The following is a 15,482-nucleotide window of genomic DNA, read 5'->3' as shown; positions in this document are numbered from 1 at the left end:
TTTATCTTAATTTAAATACCTTTCAAAAGTCTTTCATAAATGTTACAAAAGTCTTTCGTGTAATCACAAAAAATTATGATTTGTAGTGATTTTTTTAATATAGTAGGCAGATTTTAATTTCCTTAATTAACTAACAAAGAGAGTGCTGACAAACGACAATTTTGCTGCTTTACAGTTATTCATGAGAATTCAGCTTGTTTCTTTTGAATTGACTTTCTATTTTTACAACGCTGTTTTCGTAAGAATTGTTGCTATCTTGACCATACTTATAAAAGGTTGACTTTCAACTAGTAAATTGGATTTAAAGGAGGTTTAACATGAAAGATGAATTAAGTATAAATATCTATTTAGATGAAACTGATACTCCGTTTTCAAGATATTATTGCTCAGATGATGTTCACCTAAGCTCTGACCTTGACGAAAAGTCATTGAAGACTGCCACATTTAACACTTTTTCTAACCTTTTGAAAGAAGAGGAATATACATATGCTAGAAATGTCAAAAAGGCTATTGTTTTGTTTGTGATTGGTATTATTGTTGGGGTGATATTCTTGAAGCTTTCAAGCAATCATGCCTATATTGCAGGAGTATTAAGCATTGTGTGTTGGGTTTTTGTTTGGTCAGGTACAGAGGTTTATTTTTTTGAAAATCAGCAAATCAAACGAAATATTAGAAAATTAAAGAATATTCTAAATATTAATGTGCACAAAAAATAGAATTTCGGTAAATATTTACATTTACGAAACTAATTTTCGGATTCTATCTTGTGCATTTAATTGAGTTATTGTTTGGGCTTGGAAATCGTGATGAAGATTAATATCGACATACGAAGAAAGCGTTCATAAATACCTAGGACCTAGATTTAATCTAGGGTCTTATTTTTATCGCGAAAAAACAACAATTTATACGAAAAGAGCCTTTTACAAAGAAGTTCGGGATCTTTATATTTTCCATCACATTTATACTTCTATAGACTATATCCATTTCTAGAAAAAGTTTGCGTTTTTTCCCAAAGACTTTATCACAACAAAAGGAGCTAAATCTATATCTTAGCTCCTCTTATTTGCAAACTATTTAATTATAAAGGCTACAATTCCTAAAATGATACACAGAATTCCGCTCAATAATTGCCCGATTCCAGAAGCTTGTCCTAGAATCAATAAATTAAAAAGATTTTTTCTTGTTTGGGTTTTCCCCACAAAAGCATCATCCGTTTTCATTCTATATATACCCCATGCTACTAAGACTACTCCCAAAAGTATAAATAATAGTTTTAAAATCATAATATATTTACCTCAATTCATTGTTTGTATTTTGCTACATTGTTTACATCTTTCTGGTCAATTATATTTGTATACTACTATTCGTCGTATTCTTCGAATATAAAAACTTCTTCAATTGATAGATTAAAAACCACAGATATTCTATATGCTAGTAAAACAGATGGATTATATTGTTGTTTTTCTAACGAAATAATCGTTCTTGAGGATACAAATACTTTATCAGCTAATTCTTGTTGGGTTATTCCATGTTTTAAACGCAACTCTTTTATCTTATTTTTCATAGAAATCACCTATTTAAAGAAAACAATTATAATATTTTTTAGCTAACATTTTAGTAATTAGACAACCTATTATTATAAGAAATAGCCCAGTATTTGTTGGGATTATAACCCATTTTGAAATGAACATCATAAGAATAATTATAATCATTAGAATTCTTATGGTGAATTGTGCAACTTTCCCTTCTATTAAATCATCCCTTTCATCATATTCCTTTGATAGCTCTTTTTCTAACTGTTTGTGGTTAGATTTGTATTTAGTTTGAGAAACTAACGCGAAAATTAAAAACATTGATCCTATAAATATCTTTAAATTTCCCCAATAAAATCCTTCACCAAAATTAGCTTCAGTGTGATCAAAAAATATTTCAAAAAAACCCATTGCAATTATTGCCAACGAACATAAATAAAGCTCTTTAAATCTATTTTTCAAATAAATCACTCCTAACACAGTCTTATATGAAGTTTACTTCATGTGAAGTGAACTTCATATTACACTACCTTGAAGAGAATGTCTATAATTTGTTTTAGAATCTCATTTATACTAAATTTAGTTATTGTAGAGCGACAATAACTAACACCTCTTTCCTTTGACCTTAATATAGAATTGTTGTGGGATGAACGGGAATAGCTTAGAGAAAAACGACAATAGTAGCCAGCAGCTACTAAAATAATGTCTTTCTTAAACTGTTTTCCTTAAAAATATCTCATCTTGTTGTGCTTCTACTCATTTTTTCTAAAATGTAACGTAGTTTGGAAAACTTTGTAACAGAACCTAAAAAAGATTCTGTAATTATTACAGAGTCTTTTTTATTATCAGTTATTAAAATAAACAGCACCAAAATTTTCATTAAATCTCTTACACCATATAGAAACCGAACTATATACACTTACATCTATCCCCTCAGGAATTTCATAGTTCTGATCTCCTTTGTTTCCCTTTAACTTTCCTAATTCAATATACTGATGATTTTTAACATCTTCATTATTTTTCAAACGATTCGTAGGAACTAATACAACCCGAACATCTGGACCGTTAGATGTTGAAAAATTGAAAAGTCGTAAAACACGTTTTCCATCCGCTAATTGATGGATGGTTGCCGTTCCGGCTGTTTCATGCACACCGTTTTGAAACTGTCCTTCACTTATTACTCGTTCACTTTGTTGCTTTGTTTCATTTGATTGTACTTCTGTTTGTGGCAATGCTTCATTCACTTGCTTATCAATAAATAATTTCTCTGGTCGAAACAAAGACCATAATATTCCCCCGACAATCACGAATCCACTTATAAACCATACATATTTTCTTTTCATAAAGCAAAAAACCTCCTGCAACAATACTATTTAGTAGTATGTTAACAAGAAAGTCTTTCATTTCTATAACATAAATATTACAAAAGTCTTTCAGCAGTCTTATTTTTTTCTGAAGTGATGGGAAGAGTAAACCAAAATTCACTTCCCTGCTGGCTATCTGCGAGATATCTCACACCAATTTCTCCTTTGTGCATGCCAATCAATGATTTTGCCATAGCTAATCCTAGCCCAAATCCCCCAGATTGCGAACTTCTTGATCAAACTGTTCTAAAAAAAACGTTCAAATACACTTGAGACTCCCAAGTCTAAAGTCGGGCTATGCCCTGCGTGGGCTTTCACATTCGGAAAATCTGTAAGGATTCTTTTATAAAGGTCCGGTTTTATAAATACAGTGTAAGTCCTTATATATTTTGACATAAGCTCCTATTTGCATGTTCGCTTTGATTTTATGTGCAATAAAGGTAAAGATATTATCTGAGACAGAAAGCGGAAAACAATGTCTATTCCATTGGTAAATTTACGTATCGATTTTGCATTTAAGCAGTTATTTGGCACAAATGGTAGTGAAGACATTTTAGTTGCCTTTTTAAATGCCATGTTACAAGATTCTTTAGAATCACCTATTGTTTCCTTACAACTAGAAGATCCACATTTACTTCGAGAACATGAAGAAGATAAATTATCGATTTTAGATATTTCGGCTACATTAGATACAGGAACAAAGGTAAATGTAGAAATACAACTCAATAATACTCACGATATGATTAAGAGAAGTTTGTATTACTGGGGAAGATTATACACCGCTCAATTACAAAAAGGGATGCCGTACAGCTCTCTTCATAAAACAATCACCATTAATTTGCTAAACTTTGTGATGTTCCCAGAACATGAAGCGTTCCATACAACAGGAATCCTATGGAATCAGCAACAACAGAAGGTATTGAGCGATGATACAGAAGTTCATATTGTTGAGATTCCGAAGTTAATGCAACAGTGGCGTAATGAACAAATTAATCCTTGGGAAGATTCCTTTGTTCGGTGGTTATTATTACTTCCAGCGAATGAAGACGAACACTTAACTCAAACATTGGAGGATATTGCCATGAATCAAGATCCGATTTTACAAAAAGCAATGAATAAGTGGGAGCGTATGAGTCAAGATTCTTCTTTCCGTCAAGCATATGAAGCAAGGGAAAAAGCTTTAATGGATGAGGCCGCGAAATTTGCTCATGCCCGTAATGAGGGAAAAAAAGAAGGAAGAGAAGAAGGACTTCAAGAAGGGGTTCAGCAAGGGAAGATACAAATGATTAAAGGTATGCATGAGCTGGGGGTACCACTTGAAACGATTGCTAAAGCCAGCAAATTAGGCATTAATGAGGTTGAACGTATTTTAGAACAAAAATAATAATTTTGATTCTGTTGCAAAGTTAGCTGAAATGTAAAAATCTGTGGTTGAAGACTCCGTCTTTTTTTATATAGGGCATGAATGGTTTCGATTCCTTTTATTGTACGTGAGGCATGACGAAGGTTTTGAAATCCTGAGGATCTAGCAAAACGACGTTTCACGTGTCTATGGTCTTGTTCGATACGATTATTTAGTTGTTTAGCTGTATAATGCATGGTGTTCTTATAAAGATCTTTCTCTTTTAACTTTTTTAAATTAATAGGGTTTACAATGTTTGGTATAGACTCTGATGATAACAATTTTTGGATTTATAGACTTATGATTGATAAAGAATATCAAGGAAAAGGATTAGGTATATAGGCTATATTTCTCATTATTGAAAAGATAAGAAGCATTAATAATAAAAATATTCCTCTAATTATGATTGGTTATAATCCTAAAAATCTTTCGGCGAAACTTGCTTATAAAAAGGCTGGATTTATCTTTTTAATGAAATAGCTCATACTTACCAAGATTCCTTTCCCACCTGAAATTGATAAAAAGACATCTTCATTATTCGAAGATGTCTTTTTATTCACTGCACTGAGTCAAAATTATTTTAGTACCTTTTTAAATTTGCGACCAAAAGTAAGTACCATACCTGCAAGAACCATCAATATGCCCATTGCTGCACTGTTATTTGTACTTGCACCCGTTTTTGGAAGCTCTTTATATGTATCTTCTTTTTTATCAGAAGTACTATTGTTTGAGATATTACTGTTACCAGTATCAGAGCCATCGCTGTTGTTAGTAGCAGTACTGCCATTATCAGGGCTATTACCGTTGCTGGTATTGTTATTACCATTATCAGAATCATTATTGTTGCCTGAACCATTATTTCCGTTATCAGAACCGTTACCATTGTCTTTATCTTTCACAACCACTTTTTGTATTGTAGTTACCTCATTACCACCGGAGTCACGAACAAGGAATTTCATTTCGTAAGTACCAGTTTTAGATGTATCTACTTCACCAAAATGTATTACTTTATCAGTAACATCGCCATCTTCTTTATCAATAGCTTTAACCCCAGACATTGGATCGAATTTGTCTCCTACATTCATATTCACTTCAGCAGGTACAGTTAACTCAGGCTCTTGATCTTCAACAGGTTTTTCTTTTTCTTTAACTGTTACAGTTTGCATTTGAGTTGCCAAATAACCTGCAGAATCTTTAACTGTGTATGTAATCGTGTAAGTGCCAGGTGTATTTGTATCTACATGACCTTCATATTTTACTTCCGATGTAATGTCACCATCTTCTTTACCAGTAGCACTTACATCTTTCATTGGGTCGAATTTATCTCCTTCCGTAATTGTAGTTTCTAAAGGTACTTTTAGTACTGGCGCTTCATCTTTTGTTTCTTCTTTCTCTTTAACCGTTACCTTTTGTTTCGCAATTACTTTATGACCTTTAGAGTCTTTAACTGTGTAAGTTAGCTCGTAAGTACCTGCTTTAGATGTATCTACTTTACCGTCAACTGTTACTTTATCAGTAAGATCTCCGTCTTCTTTATCAGTAGCAGATACTCCTGCCATTGGGTCGAATGAATCACCTACATTAATTGTTGCTCCAACAGGTACTGTTAATTTCGGTTCCATATTTGAAGTTTCTTCGTTTTCTTCTACAATAACAGGTTTAGAATCAGTGGCTTCCCAAATAGGCGCGGTTAATATCGGATAGCTCAAAGCTTCTATTTTTTGCCGCGTTTCTTGCGATGCTTTCAGTCCCCATTGATCAAAAAATGGTAGTAAATTTTGTTTCGCTACTTTCGATGTATTGTAAATAAATGCTTGTATTTTATCTTCATCCGTTTTTGGAAGTAGATCCTCTGGTGACTCTCGATATAGTTTATGAAGATTTGGATAAAAATCTTCACCATATGCTAATTGCAGTTGCCAAATCATTACAAGTTTCACAAATAAGTCATCAATATTTTTATATTCTTTATCTGTTTGTTTTAAGTATGTAAAGGCTTTTTCGTAATCCTTATTTTTTTCTAAACGTGTTGGCTGATTTGGGAATAATCGCTTTTGTGCAGCTAAAGAATATAGATTAACAGTTACTTCCCCCATACCTCTAAAATCGCTCCACGTCCATGGGGATTGTTGCCTTGCATGTCCCGCCTCATGCATTTGTCCCCATCCAAATTTATTTACATCTAAAGCACTTTCAATTGCGTTACCAGCAGTAGTAAATACGGCTCCATCAAGAGAGGCATACATGCCCCAATCTGGTTTGTTAGGATTTTCTACAAAAGCCCAAATGCGGCGAGTCGAACGATGTAAAGGATTCGGGTCTGTTTCAGATAACCCTGATATCTTATCTTGTGCTCGAATCATTTCATCATATTTTTCTAGTAGAGGAACAGGATCTTGATCCACAATATATTTCTGAGCACTATCACGAGTAACAGTAAGTACTGCTTTTTCCGATTTCAATTGTACCGCATGTGCATCTGGATACTTGTTCATCATCGCAATCCAGTCTTCTTTCGTATGCTTCCCTAGTTCAAAGAATGGAACAGGGCTTCCGCCTTGTGTTACTTTCACCTTAGCTGTTCCTGTATCTTGAGGGTTATCAAACCCTAATAAACCACCGTTTGGAGAGGAGATGGTATTAGAACCAGGAGATAGATTAACTTCTTTTCCCCATTCTTTATCATATTGATGCGTCCCAATAATCGCTCTAATCTTTTGCGTTCCCGATACTTCAATTGTAACTTGTTCATTCGGTTTTACATAGATTCCTGTTGGCATATAGTTTTTTTGCTCACTTCTTCTTTCTCTTTTTGCTTCACTACTAAAACTTCCTGTACCTGGAAGTTCAAAATCCCTCTGTTCATATTGGTTTGTAGTCTGTGCAGCAATTGTTTCAGCATGAACAGTCAAGCCATTTGTCATGATAGGTGAAAATAATGTAGTTGTCAAAATAGCAGATGTCGCAAGTACTTTCATCGGTTTTTGGAACATAAAATTATTCCTTTTCTTCATATAAATCATCCTTTCCTTTTCAATTCATTCCATTAAAGCCCTTTCGATGAATGAATGTAATTGATTTCGATTTCCTGTCGGTTTTGTTTTTTGAAAATTAAGAAATAAGCGCTCGTAAACCTTCCTAGAGTTTGATAAATATAAAACACACCCGAAGAAAGAAATCTCCATCCGTGTTCATAATAAATAATTACGAAAGGTTGGATATGGGAATGGAACGAACCCATTTCCTTTTTTTCTTATTACTTCGAATTTAACATCGCACAGGTCGTATAGCAATCAAAATTAGACAATCTTAGCTATTTTTCGACATTTTTTGTCACCTTACTAAAATAGTAGTCTCACGTCTATCAACTAAAAAAATTTGAAATCAGTAAAGCGAAAAATGAGATTATGCTGCAAAGTTTTGTAACACATAAAAATATGAGAAAATTGAAGTCCAATTTTATGAAAACGTCAATAAATTCTGTAATTCGTTATACGCCGAAAAGACGGAGTCTATTTGAAGACTTCGTCTTTTCGGCGTATATAGCATAAAGCGTTTCTATTCCTTTGATCGTACGTGAGGCATGTCGAAGACTTTGAAATCCTAAGGAACGAGCGAAACGGCGTTTCACATGTCGATGAACCTGCACAATAAGGTTATTGAGATAGTTAGTTATTTACAAGAGTTCATTTCATTTTTTCGTTTTGAAGAATAACGGATTTCTTAACTTGATGGCAATGTGGCGGTACCCCATCGCTATCAAGCTAAGCTTATGCAAAGTCAATTTTAGGCGAGATTGTTTCTTTTTTCTAAAGAGCAAGTGTAAGTGTTTGAAAGATTTGCATACGAAATAAACCCTAACGGGTTTCACTTTTTTGAATTAAGCGGCTTGGTTATCAGACATGGTACAATTGTAAACGACACCTAATATATCAAAGATCGTTTTTTTATCATATCGATGAGATTTCCGCCCATTTTGCTGTAGGAGATTGAACAGGCGAAGTAACACCTTTGATAGCTCTTGGGTGTTTTTCTTACGATTAGTCAAATGTTTTTTAGAGTTATAATTGATTAAATGCCAGAGATTTTAAGCCAATTAGAATGCAAGCCAAATACCCCTAATATGTGTCCATTTTTTACTAGGGGGAAGATATGGTACGATGGATGAAACTATGGTTTTAGGCGGCTAACCGATAATCATAGTGCATATTATGTGTAATGAGATAGAAGAGAAGCTTCAATAATTTATTTACACATGCAATGGACGCAACTTTATGACACTTGTTATAAGGTTGCGTTTTTAATTTATCGTAATACTCAACAATATGATTTTGTCCGTAACGTCGTTGTTTAATCATGTTCTGGATGATGAGGAAAAGGAGCTTCCTCAAATGTTTATTTCCACGTTTATTGATTTTATCTTTAAAAAAGGTTTTACCTGATTGAAAACGGCGTATATCAATACCAGCAAATGCATTGAGTTGCTTGTTATTGTTAAAACGAGTAATATCTCCTATTTCAGCCATCAAGCGTACGGCAGTATTCGGTCCAATCCCAGGGAGACTGCGAACGATATCGTATTCTGCGCGTTGCTCAGCTACATACACCATCTTGCTAATACAGCTTTCTTTTTGGTGAAGAAGCTCTTGATAGCGCCTTGCGTATAATTTGAGCTGGTCACACAGAACATCGTTCTGAGAAACAGCAGGATAGCAAATTTTCGCTATTTCAAGTATCTGAATCGCTTTTTTCTCCGCCGTAATATTTGATATTTTTTTATTGGTGTTGGCACGAATACGATTTTTTATAATGGTTTTAGAAAGACCTAAAACACAATCTGGGTGGGGAAATAGTTGAACAAAATTTAAAAACAAATCAGATTTACTAGTAAATATTCTTTCCAATTCTGGAAATGTTAATTGGATTACTTTATGCATACGGCCGCGAATTATTGATAATTCATCATCCAGTTCACTATATAATCTAGAAAGAGATTTTAACTGATAGAATAAATTATCAGTTCCGGTAGATACCCTTCGGGTAACTGTAAAATGAGTGAGAGCTAATCGGTGTGCGTCGCTTCGGTCTGTCTTATGAATCCGCAAGGAATCACATTGTATTTTGGCTTCTAATGGGTTTAATAAACAATATGTATACTGGTTATTTTGCATAAATCGTTCTAGCTGTCTGGAATAGATCCCTGTTGCTTCGAACACAATTTCAGGTGATTCGCCGGTTTCATCTGTAAGCTTATGTATCTTTTCTTGTAGCTTTTTAAAATCAGGCTTAGAATGCTTGATTTCACTTTCGAATACGCATTGTTTTTGTGCATTATAAATTACCATATAACTTTTACCCATACTGACATCAAATGCAATAACGTGTTTCATATAGCGCCTCCTCAGGTGGAATTGAAGTCTTCAACTTACACTTATCGATTCTCATTTCTTATACACGATCTCGAAGACCAACATACTAAAAACTGATTCAAATAAGGTAAGTGAAGAAGGTCAGTTTTGTATACGGATTCAGGATCCCAAAACACCCACGACCTCCTCTTCACTTCTACTATATAAAAAATAGTAGTGCGAACCAATGCCTTGGTCTGCACTACTAATCTTAGTATGTTTTGTATAGTTTGGAATAGAAGAAGAAAATAGTCTTTAATCATATATATGGCTTTATACTCACTAAGCTCTCGTTTTTTCTTCATGAGGAGCAATTGGCGCATTTGAAACATGATAGAAGAACAGAGTAGAATGGCAATCAATTGACCATATAAATGGCACTCCAATCGTTCTGGTTTTATCTTTTTACAATGATGGATTTGAAAGAATGACTTCCACGTTTTAAATAAAATTTCGATTTGCCAACGCAAAGAATACCAGTCATGTACCTGTCCCATCGGGACAATATCTGTAGGGGTGTTTGTCATATATACATTGATACCACTGAGCCGTTTACTACAAGGAGAATACTTCATTCCTTTCTTTTTTTCTCTTACAGCTTGATCTTGTAATCGTTTTTGTTGCTGTTGTTTTGTTAATCGGTGAACAATTACACGAGCTGGCACTTTATCAATCATTCCTACATAAGCATCAGCTATTTCACATGTTTGTCCTGGTTGAAGGGAGCTCATTAACGTCTCCATATCTATCTGTATATACTCTGTACCTTTCTTAATTCTTCCGTCTTGAAAATAATCAGGGTTAGGATTTTTTTGATAAATACGTGTATTCGACTTGATACGAGAGATATAGTAGGCCTCTTTATCTTGTATATATTGAAGGTCTTTTAAATGAAAATAACCTAAATCTCGGATACATAAATCATTCGCTGTCACAGTTGGGGCACACAGAGAGCCGTAAGTGCGATCATGTTGTTTACCTGGACCTGTATGAATATGTAAGAACTGTCCACTTAACAAATCATACTCAAGTTGAATTTTTATCCCAGCCGTATGGCTGCATCCTCCTGCACCTGGATAAACCGATGAAAATACATCCGGGAGTTGAAATGCAGTTGAATCTAAAATACGAATACGCTTGAAAACAGAAGTGTATGGAGAAGAAATCGGCATAGATGCGGCCAATTTTTTGCTTAGTAGTTCGGCTAGTAGGTGTTGTAAAAGTTGGACGGCCGCCTTATTAAACCGTTGATTCAGTCCCTCAGGACTGATGAGTACTTCTGTTGATGCTTCTAAACAGCTAGATAACTGAGTTAAAGAAGTCATAGCTATATTTTGGCTCAACCATACACATAAAGCTACTAAATCTTTTGCTTGGTACTTACTGGTTCGTTGTACAAAGCCAACATCTCTAGCAAGATCCCGTAAGGTATTTGGAGATAAAAAACTTTGAATCTCTTGAGCAAATAGTTGTAATTCGTCATACACAGAAACAGACATAAAAAACGCCATCCTTTCCTATGATTCTACAGAAAGAATAGCGCATTTTTTCATTCTAGGGGGCATTTCTTTTTATTAGCTTGATAGCGATGTGGCGGTACCCCAAAGCAAATAGAACACTTATGATAAAACTTCGTATGCTTGCATACCCACGGATCATCGTCATCCTCAACATCATTTGCCAAGAATATTTCCACTTTCGCCTTTTGTCCGTTCTCCATAATCACAATACCTTCGTAATAACCTTCTATATATTCTGTTTTCCCTTCTTCTGTATCAACTAATAGGGGGCACCATACATCACTATCCAGTTAAGATAAATAATTCATATTTATTTACAGCTTATTTTCGGGAGGGGGTTAAGCAATGAGAGCACCATATCAAGTATTGATATTTCCTTATATAATAACTGACGATTCTATTCAATATGCTATTTTTAACCGAAGTGATTATGGTTATTGGCAAGGAATAGCTGGTGGTGGAGAAGATGGTGAGACTCCTACTGAATCAGCACAACGGGAAGCGTTTGAAGAGGCTGGTATTATAAGAGAATGCCCATATATAAAACTAGATTCTGTATCTTCACTACCAGTAGAGGATGTAGTTGGAGGATTTCTTTTTGGGGAAGATGTTTATGTAATAAAAGAATTTTCTTTTGGAGTTAAAGTTCCTACAAAAAATATTTCATTATCCAAAGAACACTTCAATTATAAATGGTTGTGCTTTGAGGAAGCAGTAACGCTTTTGAAATGGGATAGCAACAAAGCAGCATTGTGGGAATTAAACAAAAGGCTATTAAAACAATTAACGTGTTAGCTAACAAAGACGATAGTGGAACGAGAATTAAACAACTTAAAAAAGCCTTGCTACATTATATATGTAGCAAGGCTTTTTTTCTTAGCGTACGAAAGCCGCGGTTCGCCTACCTAAGAAAGGTTTATGTCCTCTTGCAAAAGCGGTAAATAAATATTCACCGAGGTTCCTACTCCAACTTTACTTGTTATACAAATTCTTCCTTGATGACTTTCAATAATTTTATAACTAATCATTAAACCAAGACCTGTGCCTTTTTCTTTCGTACTATAAAAAGGTTCGGCAAGTTTTGCAATTCTTTCTTCTGGAATACCAGTCCCTTCATCTGAAATACAAATTTCCACCTCATTGTTACTTACTTTCTTAGTGGTAATGATTATGTTTCCACCATTTGGCATTGCTTCAATCGAATTTTGTAAAACATTGATAAACACTTGTTTTAATTGCTTTTTACAACAATCAATATATACAACGTCAGGATCCGTTTGGAATGTGACATGAATATTTGTCATAATTGCCTTTGTGTTAATTAATGATACAACGTTTTCTAAAATTACATCGATGCTCTCTTGTTCAAAAGAACATACCTCAGGCTTAGCAATCGATAAAAATTCATGAATAATAGATTCAATGTGCTCAATTTCAGAAAGTATGAGTTGAAAATATTTTGATTCATGTTTCATTGGTATCTCTAATAATTGTATAAATCCTTTAATAACAGTGAGTGGGTTTCGCACTTCATGTGCAACCCCTGCAGCTAGTTGACCGACAGTAGCTAATTTATCTGATTTATTTAATAGTTCCGCTGTCTTTTTCCGCTCTGTAATATCGCGAACCATAACCATTACTTTATCTTTTAATAGCGGTAAACATCGTGCTTCAAAAAAGTAAATACTATTATGCATGAGCAAGGAATAATCTACAATTTCTATGGAATTATTCTGCTGTACCCTTGCAATTGCTTCTTGTAGCTGCAGGGCAACCTCTAAAGGTAACACATCCTGAAATTTTTTATACATAAATTGTTCGACAGGTACATAAAATCTTGATGGACAGCCGGCTTTATAATCAACGATTACTCCGTCAAGTCTTGTTAAAAAACATAAGTCTGGAAGTGCTTTAAAAATTAATTCTAACTCTGAAGATTTTTCTATAAGTTTCTCTTCTACCTGTTTCCGATGCGTAATATCAATACCAACTGCCCAGTAACTGTATCCAGGAACAGGGAATTCTTCTGAAAGGTTTGACCACAGGATTGTTTTTTCATCACCGTTTTTACAAGTAAGTGTCATTTCCCAATCACGAAAGTTTTTACCGAGTTCAGAAAATCCATGAAGTAACTGATTCCGATACGTTTCATCTGGATAAAGTAGCTCTAACGCGCAAGGATTGTTAATAATTTCATCGGCACTATAACCTGTTACAAGTTCACACTCTCGGTTCCATATGACAATATTCCCTTCTTCATCACAAGCATCAACCATAACGGGCATGTTGTGTAAAATCGTATATAATTTTTCAGCAGGGATAGATTGATCTTTCTGTAATTGATGTAATGTATTCATTCCTTTATTCGTTATAATCGTTGCAAGGGATTTAAAGTATATAGTGCAAGATTCAATACTATCTTTAGGCGACAAAATCCAAAAATCACCAATCGTATTTTCATTGAATATAATAGGGACATGAATTTTTGTATGTAAATGTATATCAGAGGATGGTGTGCCGTAATGAAATATGATTCCTCCGTTGCAATCAAGCAGCTGATGTGAAATCTGTGTTAAAAGATAAAAGTGTTCTGCCATAGTTTGTATTTCTTTTACGTCAATAATCTCTGTCAGTTTGTACATATTCTCTCACCCCTATGTATGTAAACATGCGTATGTAGTTATTTTTAAAATTTTCTTAGTTTTTTTATTATACAAATTAAATGTGTCGAGGTACACAGAAAAGATGGGTTATTTTAATTTTCAAACGATCCCCGCGCATTTTTCATAAAAATGCTTTCCAAAAACTCATCTTAAAAACTATGTCCCTGATAGGTGATTTTTTGAATTACTACCTCAACTATCATAAACAATAAATGAAATCTTTACAGAAAAAAAACAACTTGGATAAGGACAAGTTGTTTTTTTCTAAAGGGCACAGCAAAGAAAGAGTGGAGGAAAAAATACATATACACATGTCAATGATGTAAAGTAAACCAACCAACAAACAAAACTAAAAATTCAGATAATTATATCGCTAAGGGTTTTGGTTTACTCTTTCTTTGTAATTATAAGTCTAGCATAAAAAAAAAAAATAAAACAACAAAAATATAAAAAATTCTGATAAATTCGACATTATTTTCGCACGTTACCATTTCCACATTAAGCATCAGTTACTAAAATATTTATTTTTTAGAGGTATTTAGGTATTGATAAGATTTACATAATAGGGGTACCGCCAAATCGCCCATCAAGCTAAAGTTTTATTACACCCCCAGAACGAAATTTCTAGGCTTTCTTGTGAAAAAAAGCTTATTTATCGTTTTGGGGGTGACCTGTTTTCTTAGGTTGATGGCAATGGGGTCACCATATCAAAAAAAGAAAATTGTACGTTTAGACATAATTTAGACACATTTTATCCGGTTCCCTGTACGTTAAGGAATTAGTTTGTATATTTGAGGAGATGTACGAGACAGATGTGAATTTAGGGGAATCCAATATTTTCTATTCAAATATGATAGAATGGAAATATATACAAAACGGAGGAAAAACAAATGAACTCAAACACAAAACAGTTTATTAATGATATCCAGCAAAGAAAGAACAATTATTTAGAAAATGTATTAATAGCAATACAACACCCTAAAAAAGAGCAATCTGAACAGGTCATTCAAAATATAGTAGAGAAGATGGATATGATGATTAGTTTAGTTACTACTTACATGAGGATTGAATCAGGATCTATGGAAGAATTAAAAGAACTTCAGGAAGAAATTATTCATGCTCAAGCATATATTCAAAAAAGAAAATTTGAAGAAACACAGAGATAAAACCCTGTGTTTTTATTTGGTCGTCTATGACGCCAATCTGTTATAAATCAAATTAGATGTAATTTGATCATTGTTTTGGCATAATCCATACAATTTGTTGAATACGTACAATATACGGTACCGTATATTCAATGAGCAAATGATCTGGTTTCACATCCTTTAACTTTCCTCTTACATTACCTCTTACAGTTTCAATAACCACAAGTTTACCAATTACTGATTGTAATGTCTGATATACGTAGGGGTTAGGTACACTTACCATATTTTGTTCACTAAAGTCATTTCCCTCCAAATAACTCATTCTATAAGACTCCTTTCTAACTTGCATTCTTTCTACTAATATATGATATAAATCTTATAAATATGCTAGAAGGATAATTCATTATATGAACGAAAATAACATTTTAATAAGGTACGTTTTCTATTC

Annotated in this window: 13 protein-coding genes and 5 pseudogenes; 5 read left to right on the top strand and 13 right to left on the bottom strand. The window is 33.8% G+C overall.

The genetic code is table 11. The features are described 5' to 3' along the window. Positions 1-317: 317 nt before the first annotated feature. On the top strand, positions 318-716 hold the full coding sequence (locus tag ACE38F_RS27390) for a hypothetical protein (RefSeq protein WP_375371026.1): 399 nt from the start codon (positions 318-320) through the stop codon (positions 714-716). A gap of 354 nt (positions 717-1,070) precedes the next feature. On the opposite strand, the gene ACE38F_RS27385 is transcribed toward ACE38F_RS27390, so the two are convergent. From ACE38F_RS27385 to ACE38F_RS27365, 5 genes and pseudogenes are all read right to left on the bottom strand, one after another. Continuing rightward, positions 1,071-1,283 (bottom strand): hypothetical protein, encoded by a 213-nt coding sequence (locus ACE38F_RS27385; protein WP_375371027.1) that lies wholly within the window; start codon positions 1,281-1,283, stop codon positions 1,071-1,073. Positions 1,284-1,360: 77 nt separating this feature from the next. Beyond that, positions 1,361-1,564 carry a helix-turn-helix transcriptional regulator gene (locus tag ACE38F_RS27380; protein WP_375371028.1) on the bottom strand — a complete coding sequence of 68 codons (204 nt, stop codon included), beginning with the start codon at positions 1,562-1,564 and terminating at the stop codon, positions 1,361-1,363. Positions 1,565-1,577: 13 nt separating this feature from the next. Then, positions 1,578-1,994, bottom strand: coding sequence for a hypothetical protein (locus ACE38F_RS27375; RefSeq protein ID WP_375371029.1), 417 nt, complete (start codon positions 1,992-1,994; stop codon positions 1,578-1,580). 383 nt (positions 1,995-2,377) lie between these two features. Beyond that, complete coding sequence (locus tag ACE38F_RS27370) at positions 2,378-2,875, bottom strand: DM13 domain-containing protein (protein ID WP_375371030.1); 498 nt, start codon at positions 2,873-2,875, stop codon at positions 2,378-2,380. A gap of 77 nt (positions 2,876-2,952) precedes the next feature. Continuing rightward, positions 2,953-3,132: pseudogene (locus ACE38F_RS27365) on the bottom strand (ATP-binding protein); the annotation flags it as partial. Positions 3,133-3,371: 239 nt separating this feature from the next. On the opposite strand from ACE38F_RS27365, the gene ACE38F_RS27360 reads away from it, so the two are divergent. Beyond that, positions 3,372-4,280 carry an Rpn family recombination-promoting nuclease/putative transposase gene (locus ACE38F_RS27360; RefSeq protein WP_375371031.1) on the top strand — a complete coding sequence of 303 codons (909 nt, stop codon included), beginning with the start codon at positions 3,372-3,374 and terminating at the stop codon, positions 4,278-4,280. A 29-nt stretch (positions 4,281-4,309) separates the two neighbouring features. On the opposite strand, the pseudogene ACE38F_RS27355 reads toward ACE38F_RS27360, so the two are convergent. Beyond that, positions 4,310-4,534: pseudogene (locus ACE38F_RS27355) on the bottom strand (DDE-type integrase/transposase/recombinase); the annotation flags it as partial. Between ACE38F_RS27355 and ACE38F_RS27350 the strand changes: the two are divergent. Next, positions 4,533-4,778 (top strand): annotated as a pseudogene (locus tag ACE38F_RS27350) (GNAT family N-acetyltransferase); the annotation flags it as partial. The pseudogenes ACE38F_RS27355 and ACE38F_RS27350 sit on opposite strands and share 2 nt — an antisense overlap. A gap of 95 nt (positions 4,779-4,873) precedes the next feature. Here the strand turns inward: ACE38F_RS27350 and ACE38F_RS27345 are convergent. From ACE38F_RS27345 to ACE38F_RS27325, 5 genes and pseudogenes are all read right to left on the bottom strand, one after another. Then, positions 4,874-7,312 carry a M60 family metallopeptidase gene (locus ACE38F_RS27345; RefSeq protein ID WP_375371032.1) on the bottom strand — a complete coding sequence of 813 codons (2,439 nt, stop codon included), beginning with the start codon at positions 7,310-7,312 and terminating at the stop codon, positions 4,874-4,876. Positions 7,313-7,757: 445 nt separating this feature from the next. Continuing rightward, positions 7,758-7,965 (bottom strand): annotated as a pseudogene (locus tag ACE38F_RS27340) (IS6 family transposase); the annotation flags it as partial. Positions 7,966-8,178: 213 nt separating this feature from the next. Further along, positions 8,179-8,334 (bottom strand): annotated as a pseudogene (locus ACE38F_RS27335) (IS4 family transposase); the annotation flags it as partial. A 142-nt stretch (positions 8,335-8,476) separates the two neighbouring features. Then, entirely contained in the window at positions 8,477-9,688 is a 1,212-nt protein-coding gene (locus ACE38F_RS27330) for an IS110 family RNA-guided transposase (RefSeq protein ID WP_375371033.1), read from the bottom strand. 41 nt (positions 9,689-9,729) lie between these two features. Beyond that, the gene (locus ACE38F_RS27325; RefSeq protein WP_375371034.1) at positions 9,730-11,205 is read right to left on the bottom strand and encodes an IS4 family transposase; all 1,476 of its coding nucleotides are present in this window, start codon (positions 11,203-11,205) and stop codon (positions 9,730-9,732) included. A gap of 366 nt (positions 11,206-11,571) precedes the next feature. Between ACE38F_RS27325 and ACE38F_RS27320 the strand changes: the two genes are divergently transcribed. Continuing rightward, a complete protein-coding gene (locus tag ACE38F_RS27320) occupies positions 11,572-12,021 on the top strand; it encodes an NUDIX hydrolase (RefSeq protein WP_375371036.1) in 450 nt (149 codons plus the stop codon). Between the two features lie 110 nt (positions 12,022-12,131). Here ACE38F_RS27320 and ACE38F_RS27315 read toward each other — a convergent pair whose 3' ends face one another. After that, a complete protein-coding gene (locus ACE38F_RS27315) occupies positions 12,132-13,868 on the bottom strand; it encodes a PAS domain-containing sensor histidine kinase (protein WP_375371037.1) in 1,737 nt (578 codons plus the stop codon). A gap of 911 nt (positions 13,869-14,779) precedes the next feature. Here ACE38F_RS27315 and ACE38F_RS27310 point away from each other — a divergent pair. Then, positions 14,780-15,055, top strand: a complete 276-nt coding sequence (locus ACE38F_RS27310; protein WP_375371038.1) for a hypothetical protein — start codon at positions 14,780-14,782, stop codon at positions 15,053-15,055. 67 nt (positions 15,056-15,122) lie between these two features. On the opposite strand, the gene ACE38F_RS27305 is transcribed toward ACE38F_RS27310, so the two are convergent. Then, positions 15,123-15,356, bottom strand: a complete 234-nt coding sequence (locus ACE38F_RS27305) for a YuzF family protein (protein WP_375371039.1) — start codon at positions 15,354-15,356, stop codon at positions 15,123-15,125. Positions 15,357-15,482: the final 126 nt, after the last annotated feature.

It is taken from the genome of Bacillus altaicus, assembly GCF_042136375.2.
GTDB lineage: Bacteria > Bacillota > Bacilli > Bacillales > Bacillaceae_G > Bacillus_A > Bacillus_A cereus_U.
This window is presented reverse-complemented; position numbering and strand designations above follow the sequence as displayed.

Excerpts from the sequence above, each read along its gene's own strand:
- ACE38F_RS27385 (WP_375371027.1), bottom strand. The coding sequence starts at position 1,283 with ATGATTTTAAAACTATTATTTATACTTTTGGGAGTAGTCTTAGTAGCA.
- ACE38F_RS27305 (WP_375371039.1), bottom strand. The coding sequence starts at position 15,356 with ATGAGTTATTTGGAGGGAAATGACTTTAGTGAACAAAATATGGTAAGT.
- ACE38F_RS27345 (WP_375371032.1), bottom strand. The coding sequence starts at position 7,312 with ATGAAGAAAAGGAATAATTTTATGTTCCAAAAACCGATGAAAGTACTT.
- ACE38F_RS27360 (WP_375371031.1), top strand. The coding sequence starts at position 3,372 with ATGTCTATTCCATTGGTAAATTTACGTATCGATTTTGCATTTAAGCAG.
- ACE38F_RS27320 (WP_375371036.1), top strand. The coding sequence starts at position 11,572 with ATGAGAGCACCATATCAAGTATTGATATTTCCTTATATAATAACTGAC.
- ACE38F_RS27380 (WP_375371028.1), bottom strand. The coding sequence starts at position 1,564 with ATGAAAAATAAGATAAAAGAGTTGCGTTTAAAACATGGAATAACCCAA.
- ACE38F_RS27325 (WP_375371034.1), bottom strand. The coding sequence starts at position 11,205 with ATGTCTGTTTCTGTGTATGACGAATTACAACTATTTGCTCAAGAGATT.
- ACE38F_RS27390 (WP_375371026.1), top strand. The coding sequence starts at position 318 with ATGAAAGATGAATTAAGTATAAATATCTATTTAGATGAAACTGATACT.
- ACE38F_RS27330 (WP_375371033.1), bottom strand. The coding sequence starts at position 9,688 with ATGAAACACGTTATTGCATTTGATGTCAGTATGGGTAAAAGTTATATG.
- ACE38F_RS27315 (WP_375371037.1), bottom strand. The coding sequence starts at position 13,868 with ATGTACAAACTGACAGAGATTATTGACGTAAAAGAAATACAAACTATG.
- ACE38F_RS27310 (WP_375371038.1), top strand. The coding sequence starts at position 14,780 with ATGAACTCAAACACAAAACAGTTTATTAATGATATCCAGCAAAGAAAG.
- ACE38F_RS27370 (WP_375371030.1), bottom strand. The coding sequence starts at position 2,875 with ATGAAAAGAAAATATGTATGGTTTATAAGTGGATTCGTGATTGTCGGG.